Raw genomic sequence first — 18,063 nt, 5'->3', positions numbered from 1 at the left:
AGCCTGAACTATACTTTAAATGTTTTCCAAGTACCAGCCGGTAAAATTCACTCGGGACTTCATAATGCTGTTCGTTGGCTGCAAGTGTGTGAACGGCGATCGGACTCTGTTTAAGTTCGCCGACGAAAGACATCAGTCGATGCTGCTGAATTTCCGGGTTTCCCATATCCTCTTCTTTGAGCCGTTGCTTCAATAGCCTCCGTATACCAAACCGGATCAGGGAGTCGGAGATCAAGTTTTTTTCCAGCAGTGCATGGATCATGAATTCAATTCCAATAAATAATATTCTAATTTTTTTTAAACCATGGGACAAATGCGCTCGTTGTGCGCTGGTATTCCCGGTAGTCGTCGCCTTTCGTGCGCAGCGCCTGGGCTTCTGTCGCTGGAATGCCGGTAACTCTGTACAAGAAGTAAAGCATCAGTGCCGGGCATACGGCCGAGGCCCAACCGTAGGGAGAACCGAGTGCAAACACAAAAAAGGAAACCCATATCAGCCATTCGAAAAAATAATTCGGATGTCGGGAATAATACCAAAGGCCTTTTCGACATGTCTTGCCTTTGTTTGCCGGATCGCTTTTAAATGTTCGAAGCTGTTGATCCGCTGCCGATTCACCGATCAAAGCAACCGCCCAAATGGTCATCCCCGCAAACTCAAAAAATGATAAATCGGAATTTGTGTTGACCGAAACCAGCAGGAAAGGGATAGCCAAAAATACATTGAGCAGCGCCTGGAACTGAAAAAAAACGAGAAACTTCAGTGATATGTTGCCGCCCCATTCTTTCCGCATTTGCGCATAACGGCCGTCCTCGGCGTGTCCGACAACCCGGACGAACAAGTGGACGGTCAAACGCAGTCCCCAAACGATCACCATCGCAGCAAATATCCATTTCCGTAGAATATCGCCGTCGCCTAGAGCGGCATAAACAGCGGCGAGCAACGCAAGTCCGAAAGCCCAGGCCACATCCACGATTCCGGCATTCTTTAGCGGAATATGAATAAGCCAGACCAAAAACATCATTCCGGCCATCACTCCCAACCCGGTCAAAGAAATGTTCAACGTATTTTCAATCATAATTTTATTAGGCGTTACCTTTCGATATTTTAAAAGAACATAGTGGTTTATAGTCGATTTAAATTCAGGCTCTTTCTTTCCGGACAAATAATCCTTCGAGGCCTTCTTGGGGTTTTAAGCGGAATAATTGAAGCAGAACATACGCTGCCGTCGCAATACTGCCAAGGCACACAAGCAAAACGAGCCAGATCGCGCTTCGTACGGCCGACTGCTCCTTATACACGACCCAAACAAAGATCAGAAGTACATTAGCATAGAAATCCCAAAGCGTAGCGGAAAACCAAGGAGCCATGACATTGGTTGAATCCCAAGTGCGGATAAGTTCGAAGAGGTTGCTTTGATAACTTGTCGATATCACGGTGTACACCATACCGACTAAAACGAGACCAAAAATGATTTTTAACGTGCCCATCAATTCCTCCATTAATCAGACATTATTCTTTTTCTCAACTTAATTATCTTCATCCAGTCCAATACCCTCATGATCGGGTAAGTCGGATCCAGTTCAAACCACCGCTGTGCAAAATTGGCGCTGTTTGGGAACTTGTGGTGATTATTCTGGAACAATTCACCCAGCATCAAAAAATCCCAAGCCAGAGAATTTTTTGAATGATCCCGGTTATCGTAATTGGCATAGCCGTATTTATGGCCACACCAATTGACAATAGCTCCGTGAATAGGGCCCATCAGAAAATGTATCGGAAGTAAGGCGTATAACCATTCCCATCCGGCCGGAACAAAAAAATAATAGAAAATAAAATACAGAACACCCCATGCGACGCGAACCGGCCAAGCATCGGAAATTCTGTCCATCCATTTCCACTCAGGACAGTTCCCGTCAAATTCTTTTTCAGGTGACCGAAGACCTTTTACAAATCCCATATAAATTTCTTTAGTACGCCACATCATACGGAACACATCTTTGAAAAAATGCGGCGAATGAGGGTCTTTTTCTGTATCGCTAAACGCGTGATGCATTCGGTGCATAATCGCATAGGCGCGGGGATTCAAGAATGACGATCCCTGACTTATAAAAGTTAAAAAGTAAAAAACTTTCTCCCAAAACTTTGATAAATTGAACATCTTATGAGCCGAATACCGGTGAAGAAAAAAACTTTGTGAGAACAGTGACAGATACCAATGTCCCACAATAAATAATGCGATCGCCATGAAACCTCCTTCACCCTATCTAATTTCATGCGTAATCATGCACGCAACCAGATAACGGTTACTTTTTATGATAATAAATTATATAAGGTTTGACAATACGTGTATTTACGGAAATGAGTATTATTAATCTGAAAAAGAAATTGGACTGATTGAAAAAAAACAGTATCTTGATGTGGAGATATTCAATATGCGGTTTACCAAAAAATTTCTTTTAGGTGTTTTACTCGAATTTATTGGCATTTTAACTGCGTTTAACAACGTGGGTGATTATAGAACAACTGCGATCTTGTTTTTCTGGTTAGGTATGTCAGCTGGGTTGGCCGGCCTTTTTCTGCTCTTCAAGGGGATCAAGGTTAAGAATCGCCGTGCAGAATGATATTTACTTCTGTTCCGTAAATCCTTCCGGCGCCCGTGCCGATCCGCTGAATAAGAACTCAGTCACCTGTTGCTTGAAAATCTCATCGGTTCTTGGATCCATTAAATTCAAGCGGTATTCATTCATCACCATTTTGAAATGATCCTCAAACATTTTCCACGCCTGTTTGGAAATATTTTCAAACACCTTTTTGCCAAGTTCTCCCGGGATCGGCGCCCGATCCAATCCTTCTAATTCAGCGCCTAATTTAGCGCAATGTACCATTCGCGGCATATCGTCTCCTGAAAGTAATATGTTTTGTGTACCTGCTTAGCTTACATGATTTATCCCGCAGATGCCGCTAATTTACACGGGTGAAAAACATCTGCGTGAATCTGCGAAATCAGCGGGAGATGGACTATGAATAATAGTTAAAAATCATTTGTTCATCAAGCAAAACTTGACGAAACGGCGCGTTCAGTAATGCCTCGATTTTTAATCTCGACGATGCGTCCGGTAAACGGATAGAGCGTATGCCGATGCGAAATGAAAATCATCGTTTTATCGGAAAATAAATTAAGGATAGTGGCATATAGCGCTTTTTCCGCCGGGATGTCCAATGACGACGTTGCTTCGTCAAAAATGAGAATGTCCGGGTTTCGCAAGATTAGCCTTGCGAGTATTAGTCTCTGTTTTTCCCCGCCGGACATCGTTTGTCCTCGGTCGCCGATCACGGTATCTAATCCGTGCGGCTGTTGTATATACCACTCTAATAGCTGAACCTTATGAAGGGCTTCCATGATTTGATCATCGGTAATTTCATACATATCGTAAGCTATATTATTTCTAATTGTGTCGTGAAATAAGAATGCCTCCTGCGTTACAACGCCAAAAATACGTGACAAATATTTCCTGTTTATGTTGATCAGGGGTATCTTGTCAATTGATACGACGCCACTGGAAGGTTGATATAAGCCCAAAAGTAAATCAATCAGCGTACTTTTCCCGACACCGCTTTTCCCAGTAAGCATAATTTTTTCGCCGTGGTTGATCTTTAGATTAAGGTTCTCAAAAACCGGATCAGAACGATTTTCAAAATGGAAAGAAACATTATCAAACACAATCTGCTTTTCAAATAGTTGCGGTGATTCTGAAATTTCAGGCTCAACATGTTCTTTGACTTTCAATTGCCGCAGCGTTGCCCATAGGACATCGGCTTCTTTGAGCGAATGAACGGACCGGATCAAGTTTTTAACAGGATCGATTAAAGAAAAGACGGCGGCGATGAATAAGACAAATCCGCCAGGTCCATATTGGAATTGTCCGCCCAGCGTCTCTGTTCCGATCACATACAGCAAAAGCACGCCGGCGCTGACGCCGATCATTTCAACAACCGATACGCCGATTGATTCTACACGGTCTCTGAATTGAAAAACGCGTTTTAACTCAGAGCTTTGCTCGTGAAACTTACCGAGCTCAAATTTTTCCGAGTTAAACAGTTTGATAAGCTTGATGCCGTACAATTTTTGCTGTAGGTGATGAATAAGCCTGCTGAGGGCATGTTGCTCGTCTGCTATAGATTTCTGCAGGATTTTATGGAAACGATTGCCGGCCAAACTGATCAACGGAATTAGAACCAGGCTCAGCGCCATAAGTTTCCAGCTGATAAAAATTAAAACGGCCGAATATAATAGGGTAAGCGGAATATTGCGCGCAACGTCATAGAATCCGAGGCTGAGTTTTTCGGATAATTGCCTTGTGACTTCAAAAACCCGCGAAGTAATATATCCGGCGGGAATATTATGAAAATAGAACATATCCTGGCCAAAAACTCTCTGCATGTAATCTTCGCGCAAATGCTGAAGAAGTTCGTTTTTCATTCGGGAGGCTCGAAGCTGCGCGGCAACAAAAGACAGGTTTTTCAGCAGGAATAGGAACCAAGTTATCAGGCACAAGGCGGCCAGCAAGACGCTTTTCTCACTTTCAAAAAGCGGAAACAGAAATGTATTTGCGTCCGGGCGATAGTCGGTAAAAATAAAATTAACGAACGGCATGAGGATCGAAACGCTGGCGACAGAAAAGACCGAGTAGAAAAAGCAGAACACGATGATCGTGAAAGAGAGGAAACGGAATGTCTTGAATATAAATAAATACATGTATTTCTTTTCGTAACACCGATCAATGCTTGACTATTTGATCTTAACGACTATCATAGTCATGTCGTCATGTTGAGGAACCGATCCGACAAAAGTTGTAACATCCTTTGTGATCGTGTCGACAATGGCTTGTGCAGACACTAGTCCGTTTTTCTGAATGAGTTCCGATAACCGGTGCTCGCCGTATTCCTCGCCTCGTTTATTCATCGCCTCTGAAAAACCATCAGTGTAAAACACAAATACATCTCCAGGTTTGAATTGCACTTCAATTTCTTCGAGAGAATCAGAGAAGGCTTTACCTCGCGACAGGCCGATAGCAATCCCCGATGGCGTATGCGTTTCAGGCCGTGTATCCGTTTTTTTAATCAGAACGGGATTGTGTCCTGCGCGCGACATGATCATTTTCTTCTTATTGAAATCAAAAATCGCATAGATCATGCTGATAAATTTTCCTCGGTCGATCTGATCGTAAAATACATCGTTGACCCGGCATAAAGTTTCTTTGGTCGAATCCGGAGTAATGCCGGCCTGGGTTTGTACGATACCCTTCACGAGCGTCATATAAAAAGCCGCGGAAACGCCTTTTCCGGAAACATCACCGATAACGACGCCTACTTTGTGATTATCGCCGTCTGCAAAATTTATAAAATCATAATAATCTCCGCCTGCTTCATAGGCGGGACTACACATGCTCGCGATCTCAAATACATCGCTCTGCGGATTGCTTCGGCAAAGCAAAGTGCTTTGGATCTGACGCGCAATCTCAAATTCCCTATTCATACGCTTCTTGTTTTCGATCTCCGTTACGTATTCCGGAACATATTCCAGAATATCTTCGCCGGACTCCCTGCTGAATACACCCACCAAGGCGACAACCAGAACAAAGGCGTAAAAGAAAATGAGAATAGATATTTGCATCATGTCGCCCAGATAAAAAAGAAAAGTACTTTCCTGAATGATATAGGTTAACATTCCCGCGACAATGAGCGTCAGAAAGTCGTAGCGCAATAATAAAAATGTAAAAAGAGCCCCCAAACCGGCCCCAAGCATGATTCGGGTAGGAATTGGAGAGGCCTCATTAAAAACGTACGGATAAATAAAACCGATAAAAATTCCAACAGCATAAATGAACCAGACGGATTTGATCTTTGCTCGAATGCCGGAAAGCGCCAGGAGGTAAAAACAGTGAAAATAAATAATCGACGTCCACACCGACGCACCAATTAAAAATAACGACGTGTTCGACCCGAATTTCTGGTGACTCTGCTGATTTAGCAAAAAAGCCGTTCCAGGAATGGACTGGAGTATGAGAGAGCCTGCTCCCAGAATAATAAAACTCCAAAAAATACCCCGAAGCAGGCTTATGCCGAAGTTCTGGTTCCACACCCGTCCGCGCCGTAATGCCTCGAACGTCTGATATTTTAGCGGCCAAACCTGATGCGACACGGATGCTGAGACGGAAACACTGACAGCGGCCATGAAAAAATACCAACCGCCTCCAAATATTATGATCAGAGTTATGATCAGCCATTGTTCGATTCCGGCCGTCAACGCCATCATAATGCCAAACGTGATGCCGACGATCGATCCAAAGAAAACGCCCAGTTTGAAATCAAATGCGCCGCTTTTGAAACGAACAAAAAAATAGATGGCAGTAATGACCACAAATAGCAGAAATATGAAAACATCGATCGTATCCAGAAATTTTGCAAACCGCCGGTCTTTGTGTAGAACAAAGTCAGTTGGAAGCTGATATCTGACATCAAAAAAGCTCACCTTCTTGTTTTCAATACGTATCTTAACTTGTTTTGACACATTAAAAGATTTGTTCATTGACAAAAACGAAAACTCAAATGAAGGACGGTTATTTTTGAGATTGGCCTGGAATGGATTCTCTTGAAAATTGTCAATGTCAATGTTGGCAACATTTTTAAGAAATTCATATGCCGTCCGACGGGCTGAATCGACAACAAAAAGATCCGGCACCGGCGGAGTCGGAATCAGTTTTGGAAACTCGGCATGATCTCCGCGTAATACCATCACACTGTCCTGGTATTTTAACTGACATGAGTAATGAGTTAGTTGCCCCGTTCGATCGAGAAACAACCGGACATCTTCTGTATTTCTGTCATCAGGCCTTTCTTCTTCATCCTTCTCGTTGCGCCCCAGATTGACATTCCCGCCTTCAAATTTATTCCAACTGAAATTCCAAACATAAACCGGTATTTCTGAAGTCATGATCCTATTGGCTTCCTTCAACCCAAATGTTTCCTGCAGATATTGAATTTGTTTTTGATTCGCATAAATTCGGTCGTTTAGCTGAAACGAATCCATGAATGCGGGCGTCACTACTTTTCCGGACTGCATAAGCTGTTCAGCAATTTTTAAGGATTCCTTTCTCGAAATCATTTCGTTAAGAGCCGCTTCGGGATACGTCGAGTGGTAGGTTACCGCGAAATAGCAGATCGCTGCAACCGCGGCGGCCATAACAAACCAATCCGATTTACGAAAAAATGTTTTCATCGTAATTTCTCCGGAGGATGTGCTTTTAACCTCTTGATCGTGAGCCATAAAAAGCGGGTAAACAACAAAACATAAAACGGAACGTATTCCCACAAACGGATGTTCAAGTCTTCGTGCCAAACTCCGGTCAGATGGTATTCCTTTAAAATAGAATAAGAGAGAAATACCAATCCTGTGAAAAGGATCCATGCCGGATTTGGGAAAAAACACAGAAAAGGAATTACCCAGATCACATACCATGGATGCAAAGTGGGGCTAAGCAGCGTCATTGCGGCTATTAAGAAAAACGAAGTCCATAAAATATTTTCTTTCTGTTCTTCGTAACTTTTTCGTATGTGGTGAATAAATAGTCCGGCAAAAATGGAACACCCCGCGCATACCAAAATAAACTTTGTTACCGTGCGCGCCTTGTTATTCGTTTCAAAACCCATAAATGTTTCAGCCGATGCCGGAATTCCGAAAAAATCCTGTATATAATGATAAACGAGTGAATACCATGACGAATTGAATTCCCAGTTAGCTGCGTATTCGGACAAACCTCTGTTGACATGATCTGCGGCGTCCAAAAAAGGGATATACCCGGTAACGATAATTAAAACAACAGAGAGCGTCGAAATCGCAACGGTTTTCCATCTGGAACGCACATCCTCGAAGAACGGAAGGACAATTAGGGAAACAAATTTAGCGAGGAAAGACAATGCCAAAATAGCGCCGGCCCATATGGAACGGGCCTTCAGGGCGAGATAAAGGGCTACTAGCAAAAGGAAAATCGCAATAACATCGGCATGGCCGCTGCCGGAAAATTCCACGATGACCAGCGGATTCCATGCGTAAACAATAATCCATCCGAGGGAACGGTCCAAAAATTTCAGTATAAAGAAAATCATTGCCATAATACCGATGTCAAAAAACAACAGGGCGAGTTTCATCATAAAAACGCCAGGGTAAATCAGGGTTACAAACTGAAATAAATACTGCAACAAAGGCGGATATATAGTGTGAACGGACTTATGATTGACTTTGGGATAAATTACTTCATCTCTGATCCCTTTTAGATTATCCGAATCGGGCGCGTAGCGGTAGGGATTAATTCCTTCGTTTGAGACTTTTCCGTCCCATACGTACCGGTAAATATCATCGGAGAGAACCGGCTCCGAAAACAAAAAAGTTACCCGGAAGACGACGGCGAAAAGGAATATGAGTTCAGGCGAGAAAAACGTTTTAGACCAGAAAAAATGAAGATAAATGACCGTGATCAGATAGATTAAAAAGGCGCATGTGAAATAAAAAAAAAGATGTTCGGATTGCGCTTTAATGTCCGTGATCTGTGAAATGCCGAATACGGCCAATTCCATAACGATTCCAAGCGTGAAAAGAATCCATAACGTATGCCGGGTCAGGCCTTTTTTTAACATAAAGATATTGTCTTGTTGATCATTAATAACTAATTTGACTCGAAAATTTACTAAACCATACCTCAAACGCAACAGGAATTTCAAAGTAAAAACAGCCTTTTCGGCCATACGTATGATACTCAATTACCACACATTGCACCGCTGGGTCGAAGAAGTAACGCCGGACATTGCGGGCGCAAAAATTGTTGAAATATTTACACAGTCGAAAGACGTCTTGACGATCGGACTTGTGACAATATCTCGTCAGCAATGCGCGATGGAAGTTTCCGCTGAAACGGGAATCGCACATATTGTTCTTAGGAAGAATTATCATCGCAAATCAAAAAATTCCGTCGATCTATTCGGTGAAATAACGAAACAAAAGATCAAACAGATCCTGTTAGATACGCGCGACCGCATTATTCATATCACGCTGATGGACGAGTCCGAACTGATGATAGAATTATTTGGAGCGGTGAATGTGTTTCATTTAGATAAAACGCGCGTTGTTAAAAACTCTTTCAAAGATTCGAAGTCATATACCGGACAGGCTCTAGAAGAAAGGCCCGTAAAGGATATTCACCGAATAAATATTGATGATTTCTCCGATTTTTCCTCGCATATCAGAACTTCAGTTGAATTCAGTGCAAAACTCTCAGAAGGACTCGGGCATTTTAATAAATTTCTTGCCATGGAATGTCTGCATGACGTAAGCGGGCAGAAAAAACCCTATGACGTGCTTCAAAATGTTGTCCAGCGTTTGAAAACTGAGAAACCCCGTATTTACTGGATTTATGATGAACCGAAATTATTTTCATTGATTCATCTTGCGTATTATTGTGAAAAGCATCCTGAAATCAGAGAAGAAATATTTGATTCGGTCAACGATGCTGTACAAATTTATATTGCAAAGAAAACATCATTCCGCCAAAAGGAAAAAAAACTGCAGGAACTTTTGCGTGCAATTAAAATTCGCATTAAGAAGAATCAATCGCTCGCCGCGTCATTAGCAGAGGAGCGGCGGGAAGCCGAGGGATTTGAACTGCTTGAACGGAAAGCGCAGTTGCTCAATCTGCATGTTCCTGAAATTCGGCGCGGTATGCGCGATATAACGGTTCAAAATATCTACGTTGAAGACCAGGCTCCGATAACTATTGAGCTAAATCCGGAGTTGACGCCGCAAAAAAACGTTGAGTATTACTTTTCACTATCCAAGAAGATGAAAAGTTCTGTCAAAAAAGTCGGCGATCGCATCCGGGTACTTGCGGATGAAACAGAAAACCTTACACGTCTGAAAAAGGAATTTGAGAACGGCGAAACGCGGGATTGGAAGAAAATTGACAAAAAATATGATGAGTTTGTTCATGCCGGCTGGGTCAAAAAAATATCTGCAGAAACTCGGACAAAAATAGAAAAAGAAGCACCGACTTTTCGGGAGTTTGTTGTGCCGGGGAACTGGCGGGTATTTGTTGGCCAAAACGATACTAAGAACGACCAACTGACGTTCAAATTTGCCAAAAGCGACGATTACTGGTTTCATGCGCGAGGCGTACCCGGTTCACACGTTGTGTTAAAGCGGGATGGACGTAAGGATAATCCGGGCAAACAAGCAATTGAAACGACGGCTTCCATTGCGGCTTTTTTTAGCAAAGCCAAATCGTCATCGCTTGTGCCCGTTGCATATACTTTAAAAAAATACGTTCGCAAGCGTAAAGGTTCCAGGCCCGGCCAGGTTATAATTGAACGGGAAGAAGTGGTGATTGTACCTCCAAAGGACTTTACATGAAACTTTTTTATTTTCAGGAGGTAAATAACAATTGAAATAGAACGCCGCATTAACTATTTTACCGCGTTTAACTACTACTACGGAGGATATACTTTTGAAGCCGGGACCAAAATCAAAGCTATCTGAGATACTTTTGCCTTCCACTATTTATCTTGATCTGAAGGGCTTGACCAAACAAGAAATCATCGATGAATTAATTACCATACTTGACCGGGCGGGATTTCTTCTAGACAGGGCAGCCGTTCGGGAGGCAGTCATTGAACGTGAATCCAAACTAAGCACGGGATTGGGCGCAGGCGTTGCCGTGCCGCACGGAAAGACGTCCGGCGTGAATCGTCTGGTTGCCGCATTCGGAATCAAACGGGAAGGGATTCATTTTGACGCCGCCGACGGCCAGCCGGTAAAATTATTTTTTATGCTCGTTTCCCCGCCCTCCGTCTCCGGGCCCCACGTAAAAGCATTGGCGCAGATCGCGAAATTTCTGCGAACAGACAAGAATAAAGAAAAGCTTTTGAATGCAAAAACGTCCGAAGAGATTCATAAAATTTTCGCCTCGGAATAATTGATTCGTGCTATTATTTATTTTTTTGTAACGATTCTGGATGCGGTTTTCATCGTAAAAGAAAAACAACATATAACTCGAAATGAATACTGAGTAATGAATAAATGGCTCAATGACACATCTCAATTCCTTAGTCGTAATCTTGTGCAGCTTTGCCTGTTGATCGCGGCGCTAAGTTTTTCTCTTCCCGTCTCCGCTCAGAAAATGCTGATTCCCATGGACCTTAAACAGAACGACCATCTTAAGGCGTATGGTATTGCATTTAAAGCTTTGGAAAAAGAAGTAAACGTCGAATGGCTTCTTAACTATCGGGGCGGATCTTTCATGACGAATTATTCCGCAGACATCGAGAACGACTGTCTGGTTCGCGGCGTAACCGCGTTGTTGCTCAGCGCTTCGGACGTCGTGAAAGTGTACCAGACGATTGCAGAAGAAAATATGGAGGCCATTTTGCTTGAGAAGGCGCCCAGGATTGCTGTTTATACGCCGCCGGATAAGAAACCCTGGGACGATGCCGTCACCATGGCGTTAGAATATGCGGAAATTCCGTACGATAAAATATTCGATCTGGAAGTGCTGCAGGGCAGGCTGGCCGATTATGACTGGTTGCATCTGCATCACGAAGACTTCACCGGGCAATACGGGAAATTTTTTTCAATTTATTCGCAAGCGCCCTGGTACATACAACAGCAAAATGACTATGAAGCATTTGCCCGTCAGATGGGATTCGCTACGGTGTCGAAAGAAAAATTAGCCGTAGTCAGAATGATGAAAGACTATATTGCCAAAGGCGGTTTTTTGTTTGCCATGTGCGGCGCAACCGACAGTTTTGATATCGCATTGGCGGCCCAAAACACAGATATCTGCGAGTCCATGTATGACGGCGATCCGGCCGATCCGCAATCCAATTCCAAACTCCAGTATGCCCAATCGCTCGCTTTTACCGGATTCAGAGTTGAGATGAATCCGTACGTATATGAATTTTCCGACATCGATCATCCATCCAATTTAACAGGGCGTTTAAAAACGCCCGAAGAAGATTATTTCACGCTTTTCGATTTTTCAGCAAAGTACGATCCCGTTCCGGCTATGTTAACGCAAAACCATGTTTCAACGGTAAAGGGTTTCATGGGACAAACGACCGGTTATAAAAGGTCGTTGATCAAAGATAACATAGTCATCATGGGCGAAGATGCGTCGATCTTATCTGCAAAATACATACACGGTAATTTCGGAAAAGGTATGTTCACATTCTATGGTGGCCATGATCCGGAAGATTATGCGCATGCCGTCGGCGATCCGCCGACCGACTTGACTCTGCATAAAAATTCACCGGGATACCGGCTGATTCTGAACAATATCCTGTTTCCCGCAGCGAAGAAGAAGCCTCAAAAAACGTAAGGCAGGGACTCTAAACGAATAACCCGGTAATTGTTAGTATTACTTGTTCTATGAAAAAAACATCCAAAAACATAGTGATCATCGGAGGCGTTGCGGCGGGCCCGGCGGCGGCGGCCAAAGCAAAGCGAATCAATCCGGATCTGAATATCACGCTATTTGAACAGGGCGAATTCATTTCATACGGGACGTGCTCTATGCCGTACTATGTCGGAGGCGTGATTCCGGATTATCAGAGTATCATTACATTTACTCCCGAAGAGTTCCAAAAGGAAAAAGGGTGCACTGTTAAAACTTTACACCGGGTTGGGGAAATCCTGCCTCACCGAAAAAAAATCATCGTTACGGATATCAATAAAAACAAATCGTCCGAATATCCCTATGATCAACTTTTGATTGCAACCGGCGCGCGCGCGCGCATACCAAATCCGGCCTGGATAAAGGCGAAAAATGTATTTTCAGTCAAACATCTTCGGGACAGCATTGCATTAAAAGAACATATCGCTTTGCATCGCCCGCAGAAGGCGTTGATTCTGGGCGGAGGTTTTATCGGCATGGAAATGGCCGAGGCTTTATCACCACACTGCCCGGATATTACCGTATTACACAAATCGCCTTTGCCGATGAACACGATGGAAAAAGAGTCGCAGAAAATCATTCTGGACGAATTAAAAAGGCACCGGATTAATTTCATCGGGAATGCGTCGGTGACGGATATTCAAATTGAAAACGGACTCGCAACAAAAGTTGTGACAACCAACGCGGCGTTCGAAGCAGATCTGATTTTATTAGCGTTGGGATTTGAACCTAACACGACTATCGCCAAAAATGCCCGTGTACGATGCGGCGTTTCAGGTGGAATTGTGGTTGATTCGCATATGAGGACGAACGTGGATAATATTTATGCGGCGGGGGCTTGTACAGAAATCAGGAACATAATATCCAATAAACCAATCTATCTTCCGCTTGGCAATATAGCGAATAAGATGGGACGGATAGCCGGTGAGAACATAGCGGGTGAAATGTCAGAGTTTTATGGCGTAGTACGGACTGCGGCCGTAAAAATATTTGATCTGGAAGCTGCCGGCGTTGGTTTGCGGTCAGCTGAAGCTGAATTACTTGGATTTCGAGTTGTGGCTGAATCGGTAGTGGCTTATTCGCGATCCAAATCGTATCCCGGCACCAAGCCCATATTCATCAAGTTCATTATAGATAAACTCACTAAACGGCTGATCGGTGCCGATCTGATCGCAGAAGAAGGCGCTGCGTCGCGGGCTAATATTTTATCTGTGGCCATTCAAAATCAAATGACCGTCAGCGACATTTCACGCCTGGATCTTTTATATTCACCGCCGTTTTCCCCTGTGTGGGATCCCATTCTGGTTGCGGCCAATCGGTCTCTGAAAAAATTATCTTAGGTAATCTTTTCTTTGTATCTTATACCTTTTTTTGACATATTGCCGCCACAAATTTAAGGAACGAAATGAATCTGAAAGACTTTCCAATTGGGGCGCGCTTTCCAAAAGTCGTCAATGCGATCATAGAAATCCCGGAAGGAAGCCGAAACAAATATGAATACGATGCTGATCTGGAGATTTTTAAGCTGGACAGGGTTCTGTATTCGGCTGTTCACTACCCGACGGCCTACGGATTTATTCCCGGCACGCATTACGACGACGGGGACCCGGTTGATATTCTGGTGTTAAACAGCCAGCCGTTAGCGATTGGTATTCTCGTGGAAGTTCGGCCATTAGGCGTTTTGCGCATGCGGGACGATAAGGGGCCGGACGATAAAATCATTTCCGTGGCGATCGGAGATGAGCATTACAAAGATGTTTCCCGCGTAGAACAGCTGCCGCACCATTTGCTGGTTGAAATCGAGCATTTTTTCTCTACCTATAAACATCTTGAAGGAAAAGAAGTTAAAAGTTTCGGATGGGAACCCACGGCATTTGCGGACGCGGCTATTCGGCTAGGTAGAAAAAAATATCTTGCCCTGAAAAAGAAGAAACGATAGTTCTTAATCATTTGCAATTTACCCGTATGTCTTATACCCACCGTTTAGCCGTTATTGCTTATGTATTCCACGATAATAAATTTCTCCTGCTCAAAAGGAATAATGAGCCCAGAGTGTGGGGCCCGCCGGGAGGGCGGTTAAAACCCGATGAAGATCCCAACAAGGGCATTCTTCGGGAAGTCAAAGAGGAAACGGGATTAAACATTAGAATTTTTTCCCCAGCAGATATCTGGCACGGCGAGTATGACGGCCGAATACTCGTTTCCATTGATTACTTAGCCGAAACGGATTCAGAGGAAGTGAAATTGTCGAGCGAGCATTCTGAGTTTTGCTGGGCGTCAATCGAAGATTTAAGAAACAAAAATCCGTTGTTGGGAGAGGCGAAAAAAAGTTTTTTGTTAAAAGATTTTGAAAAAGCATGGACGCTATATCAAAAAATAAAATAGCAAATTCTGTATTCTATCCATTGAGGTTTTAAACCGTGCAGCACTCTGAAACGATCATCATTCTCGATTTTGGTTCACAATTCACCCAGCTTATTGCGCGGAGGATCCGGGAACTGAATGTCTATTGTGAAATACATCCGTTCAACACGTCCGTCGAAAAGATCAGATCATTAAAACCTTTCGGAATCATTCTTTCCGGCGGTCCTTCCAGCGTGTATGACGAGAAAGCTCCTTTGCCGGATCGCGCTATATTCGAACTTGGCCGGCCTGTCTTGGGAATTTGTTACGGCATGCAGGTCATGGCGCATTATTTAGGGGGAGCGGTCGATAAGGCGGCGTATCGAGAATACGGACGCGCGGAGATTCGCATTTCAAATCACGATGATCTTTTTAACGGCTTTCCGCTTTCAACTACGGTGTGGCAGAGTCACGGGGACCGGCTTGAAAAAATTCCCGCCGGTTTTGAAACCCTTGCGGGAACTGATAATGCGCCGATCACGGCTATGCGTAGACTGGAGAAGAAATTCTGGGGCGTACAATTTCACCCGGAAGTTGCGCATACTCCGCTCGGGAAAAACCTGCTCAAAAATTTTATCATGACCATCTGCGGTTGTACCGGTACATGGACTTCCTCGTCTTTCGTCAAAGACTCGATCAAAAATATTCGGGAGAAGGTTGGCGACGGATATGTGATCTGCGCGTTGTCCGGAGGTGTGGATTCGTCGGTCGCGGCGATGATTCTGCACGAGGCCATTCCGGAGCAATTTACGGCGATTTTTGTCGACAACGGGCTTCTTAGAAAGAACGAGCGCGAGCAGGTTGAATCAACATTTAAGAAATTTTTCAAGAATCATTTGATCGTAGCGGATGCATCGGAATTGTTCCTTTCCCGTTTGCAAGGTATTGATGACCCTGAGAAAAAAAGAAAAATTATCGGCGCAACTTTTATCGACGTATTTGAGACAGAAGTAGAAAAACTGAGAAAAACGGCCGGTCATATTGATTTTCTTGCGCAAGGGACGTTGTATCCCGATGTCATTGAAAGCGTGTCGGTCAAAGGCCCTTCCGCTACTATTAAAACACATCACAATGTCGGCGGACTTCCTGAAAAAATGCGGCTGCAACTTATCGAGCCTTTGCGTGAATTATTCAAAGATGAGGTGCGTTCCGTTGGGCGCGAATTGAAATTATCGGACGACCTGCTTATGCGTCACCCGTTTCCTGGACCCGGACTGGCCGTTAGAATATTAGGTGAAGTGACAAAAGAACGATGCGATCTTTTGCGGGAGGCCGATGCGGTGTTTATTGAGGAACTGAAATTATCCGGAGAATATAAAAATATCTGGCAGGCATTCACGGTTCTGTTACCTGTAAAGTCCGTCGGCGTGATGGGCGATGAACGCACCTATCAGAATGCCGTTGCTCTGCGGGCCGTAACAAGCCAGGACGGCATGACAGCGGACTGGGCGCATGTGCCGTATGAACTTCTCGCTAAGATTTCCAATCGCATCATTAATGAAGTGCGCGGCATTAACCGTGTAACCTATGATATCAGTTCAAAGCCTCCGGCAACGATCGAATGGGAATAGGTAATAGAGGACGAATTTTTGTTTCTTGTGTGCAATACAATAAATATCAAAACTCAAATAACAAATTCCAAATAAAGTGCAATTATCAAATTCAGATCATTTAGCCTTGTTTGGTGATTGGAATTTGTGATTTGTTTGAATTTTGGAGAATGGTAATTTGGAATTTCAATAAGACATCCACACTACTCCCACATTTAATTGAACTATGACCTCTTTTGCAACTATATTTCGCCGCGCCATCCGATCTTCTGCCTTTCAGCGGGTTGTTCAAAAAAAAGATTTTTGCAAAACCTATCATCATGAGCGGTGCACGGTGTGTCCTGCGATAGATCTTCAGTATAAGGATGAAATATCAGTGAAGGAAAAATCTTTTCTGGAATTCTGGAAAAAGAACAATTTGCCCGGATCGCCCGAAAAAATTGTTTTTTCTCCTTTGGGCCGCGCGTACAGAACGGTCAGCAAAAGGCGCGTATTCCGCGGCAGCGGGGGTCAGGTCTTACTTGGGCTAACTGACATCTCGGAATCGGGATGGATAAAACCCGTTGACGTGAAGGCTTGCCCCATTGAACCGGCATCGCATGCATCCATTTATAACTACGTTCAGCAATTCATAGTGTCCCGTGATGGACGGGCTTTGGCGGATGTACTGAGTCATGTGATTATAAAAGGGAGTTATGATGAATCTTGGATCATATTTAATTTGTCAGATTTGCCGCAGCCGGCTAATTCCGGATTGAATCGGTTATCTAAAAATATGTCTAAAGAATTCAAAGTTATAGCGGGACTGTTCTACACAATAGAGGAGCAATCTAAATATTATTTGTCTGACAAAGCGCAGGCAAATTTCAAGAAACTTTTTGGAAAAGATGAGATATTTCATAAGGTCGGTGAAAAGCCGTTCATGTATTCGCCCCTGGCCTTTTCTCAGACAAATGGTTCGATCATTGAGCCGATGGCGGCAAAAGTGTTGGAGTTAATGCAGTTTACAAAAGAGGATCTGCTGTATGATCTTTATTGCGGCTATGGACTTTTCGGGCTTTGTGCGGCCGCAGAAGTGAAAACAGTTGTCGGAATGGAAATATCAAATTCCGCGATTCGTTCTGCCATACAAAACTCAAAAAGAAACAAAATAAGCAATATCCGTTTTTTCACTGAAAATGTGACCGCGGCATCTCTAAAGAAAATATTTCCCATTGTATCAAAAAAGGAAATGGTCATCCTTGATCCGCCGAGGAACGGGACAAACGCCGGCGTAATTGAGTTTCTGGCCGAAAGAAAAATACAAAAAGCGCTTCACCTGTTTTGTGAAGTTGATTTGATCCCGCAAGAATTGAAACGATGGACACAAAACGGGTATCATGTCAAGCGCGTCGTTCCCATGGACATGTTTCCTGCAACGGAAAACATTGAGACGATGGTTCTTCTGGAAAGGAACTAATATTTTAATTGATAAAGAACAAAAAGATCATAATTTGATTCATCATTTAAGCGCATAGAACACTCATGTCCGATTTTGTACACCTTCATAATCATACCGATTACAGTCTCTTAGACAGCATATGCAAAGTTGATGATCTGGTGGAAGCCGCTGTGA

Annotated in this window: 17 protein-coding genes; 9 read left to right on the top strand and 8 right to left on the bottom strand. The window is 43.6% G+C overall.

From position 1 onward, the window contains the following. The 4 genes from F9K33_15315 to F9K33_15300 form a co-directional block, all read right to left on the bottom strand. The coding region (locus tag F9K33_15315; protein ID KAB2877865.1) for an SAM-dependent methyltransferase at positions 1 to 262 on the bottom strand (262 nt) is incomplete at its 3' end. 25 nt (positions 263 to 287) lie between these two features. Beyond that, on the bottom strand, positions 288 to 1,028 hold the full coding sequence (locus tag F9K33_15310; GenBank protein ID KAB2877866.1) for a DUF1295 domain-containing protein: 741 nt from the start codon (positions 1,026 to 1,028) through the stop codon (positions 288 to 290). Positions 1,029 to 1,137: 109 nt separating this feature from the next. Beyond that, a complete protein-coding gene (locus F9K33_15305) occupies positions 1,138 to 1,497 on the bottom strand; it encodes a DUF1475 domain-containing protein (GenBank protein ID KAB2877864.1) in 360 nt (119 codons plus the stop codon). Next, a complete protein-coding gene (locus tag F9K33_15300) occupies positions 1,497 to 2,243 on the bottom strand; it encodes an acyl-CoA desaturase (GenBank protein KAB2877863.1) in 747 nt (248 codons plus the stop codon). The genes F9K33_15305 and F9K33_15300 overlap by 1 nt, the downstream gene beginning before the upstream one ends. Before the next feature lie 187 nt (positions 2,244 to 2,430). Between F9K33_15300 and F9K33_15295 the strand changes: the two genes are divergently transcribed. Continuing rightward, entirely contained in the window at positions 2,431 to 2,619 is a 189-nt protein-coding gene (locus F9K33_15295; GenBank protein ID KAB2877862.1) for a hypothetical protein, read from the top strand. A gap of 3 nt (positions 2,620 to 2,622) precedes the next feature. Here F9K33_15295 and F9K33_15290 read toward each other — a convergent pair whose 3' ends face one another. From F9K33_15290 to F9K33_15275, 4 genes are all read right to left on the bottom strand, one after another. Beyond that, positions 2,623 to 2,892, bottom strand: a complete 270-nt coding sequence (locus tag F9K33_15290) for an oxidative damage protection protein (protein ID KAB2877861.1) — start codon at positions 2,890 to 2,892, stop codon at positions 2,623 to 2,625. A 155-nt stretch (positions 2,893 to 3,047) separates the two neighbouring features. Then, a complete protein-coding gene (locus F9K33_15285) occupies positions 3,048 to 4,754 on the bottom strand; it encodes an ABC transporter ATP-binding protein (protein ID KAB2877860.1) in 1,707 nt (568 codons plus the stop codon). Positions 4,755 to 4,787: 33 nt separating this feature from the next. Then, positions 4,788 to 7,517: a SpoIIE family protein phosphatase gene (locus F9K33_15280; GenBank protein KAB2877859.1), complete on the bottom strand. Its 2,730-nt coding sequence runs from the start codon at positions 7,515 to 7,517 to the stop codon at positions 4,788 to 4,790. Further along, entirely contained in the window at positions 7,274 to 8,800 is a 1,527-nt protein-coding gene (locus tag F9K33_15275) for a DUF2029 domain-containing protein (GenBank protein ID KAB2877858.1), read from the bottom strand. The genes F9K33_15280 and F9K33_15275 overlap by 244 nt, the downstream gene beginning before the upstream one ends. 4 nt (positions 8,801 to 8,804) lie before the next feature. Between F9K33_15275 and F9K33_15270 the strand changes: the two genes are divergently transcribed. The 8 genes from F9K33_15270 (at position 8,805) to F9K33_15235 (ending at position 17,907) form a co-directional block, all read left to right on the top strand. Further along, positions 8,805 to 10,457, top strand: coding sequence for a DUF814 domain-containing protein (locus tag F9K33_15270; GenBank protein ID KAB2877857.1), 1,653 nt, complete (start codon positions 8,805 to 8,807; stop codon positions 10,455 to 10,457). 55 nt (positions 10,458 to 10,512) lie between these two features. After that, a complete protein-coding gene (locus F9K33_15265; protein ID KAB2877856.1) occupies positions 10,513 to 11,019 on the top strand; it encodes a PTS sugar transporter subunit IIA in 507 nt (168 codons plus the stop codon). Between the two features lie 96 nt (positions 11,020 to 11,115). Further along, a complete protein-coding gene (locus tag F9K33_15260; protein KAB2877855.1) occupies positions 11,116 to 12,420 on the top strand; it encodes an asparagine synthetase B in 1,305 nt (434 codons plus the stop codon). A gap of 50 nt (positions 12,421 to 12,470) precedes the next feature. Beyond that, positions 12,471 to 13,835, top strand: a complete 1,365-nt coding sequence (locus F9K33_15255) for a hypothetical protein (protein KAB2877854.1) — start codon at positions 12,471 to 12,473, stop codon at positions 13,833 to 13,835. Positions 13,836 to 13,900: 65 nt separating this feature from the next. Next, entirely contained in the window at positions 13,901 to 14,434 is a 534-nt protein-coding gene (locus F9K33_15250) for an inorganic diphosphatase (protein KAB2877853.1), read from the top strand. A 26-nt stretch (positions 14,435 to 14,460) separates the two neighbouring features. Next, positions 14,461 to 14,880: an NUDIX domain-containing protein gene (locus tag F9K33_15245; protein ID KAB2877852.1), complete on the top strand. Its 420-nt coding sequence runs from the start codon at positions 14,461 to 14,463 to the stop codon at positions 14,878 to 14,880. A 35-nt stretch (positions 14,881 to 14,915) separates the two neighbouring features. Next, on the top strand, positions 14,916 to 16,469 hold the full coding sequence (gene guaA / locus F9K33_15240) for a glutamine-hydrolyzing GMP synthase (GenBank protein ID KAB2877851.1): 1,554 nt from the start codon (positions 14,916 to 14,918) through the stop codon (positions 16,467 to 16,469). A 205-nt stretch (positions 16,470 to 16,674) separates the two neighbouring features. Next, positions 16,675 to 17,907: a class I SAM-dependent RNA methyltransferase gene (locus tag F9K33_15235; GenBank protein KAB2877850.1), complete on the top strand. Its 1,233-nt coding sequence runs from the start codon at positions 16,675 to 16,677 to the stop codon at positions 17,905 to 17,907. Positions 17,908 to 18,063 lie beyond the last annotated feature (156 nt).

It is taken from the genome of bacterium, assembly GCA_008933615.1.
GTDB lineage: Bacteria > CLD3 > CLD3 > SB21 > SB21 > SB21.
This window is presented reverse-complemented; position numbering and strand designations above follow the sequence as displayed.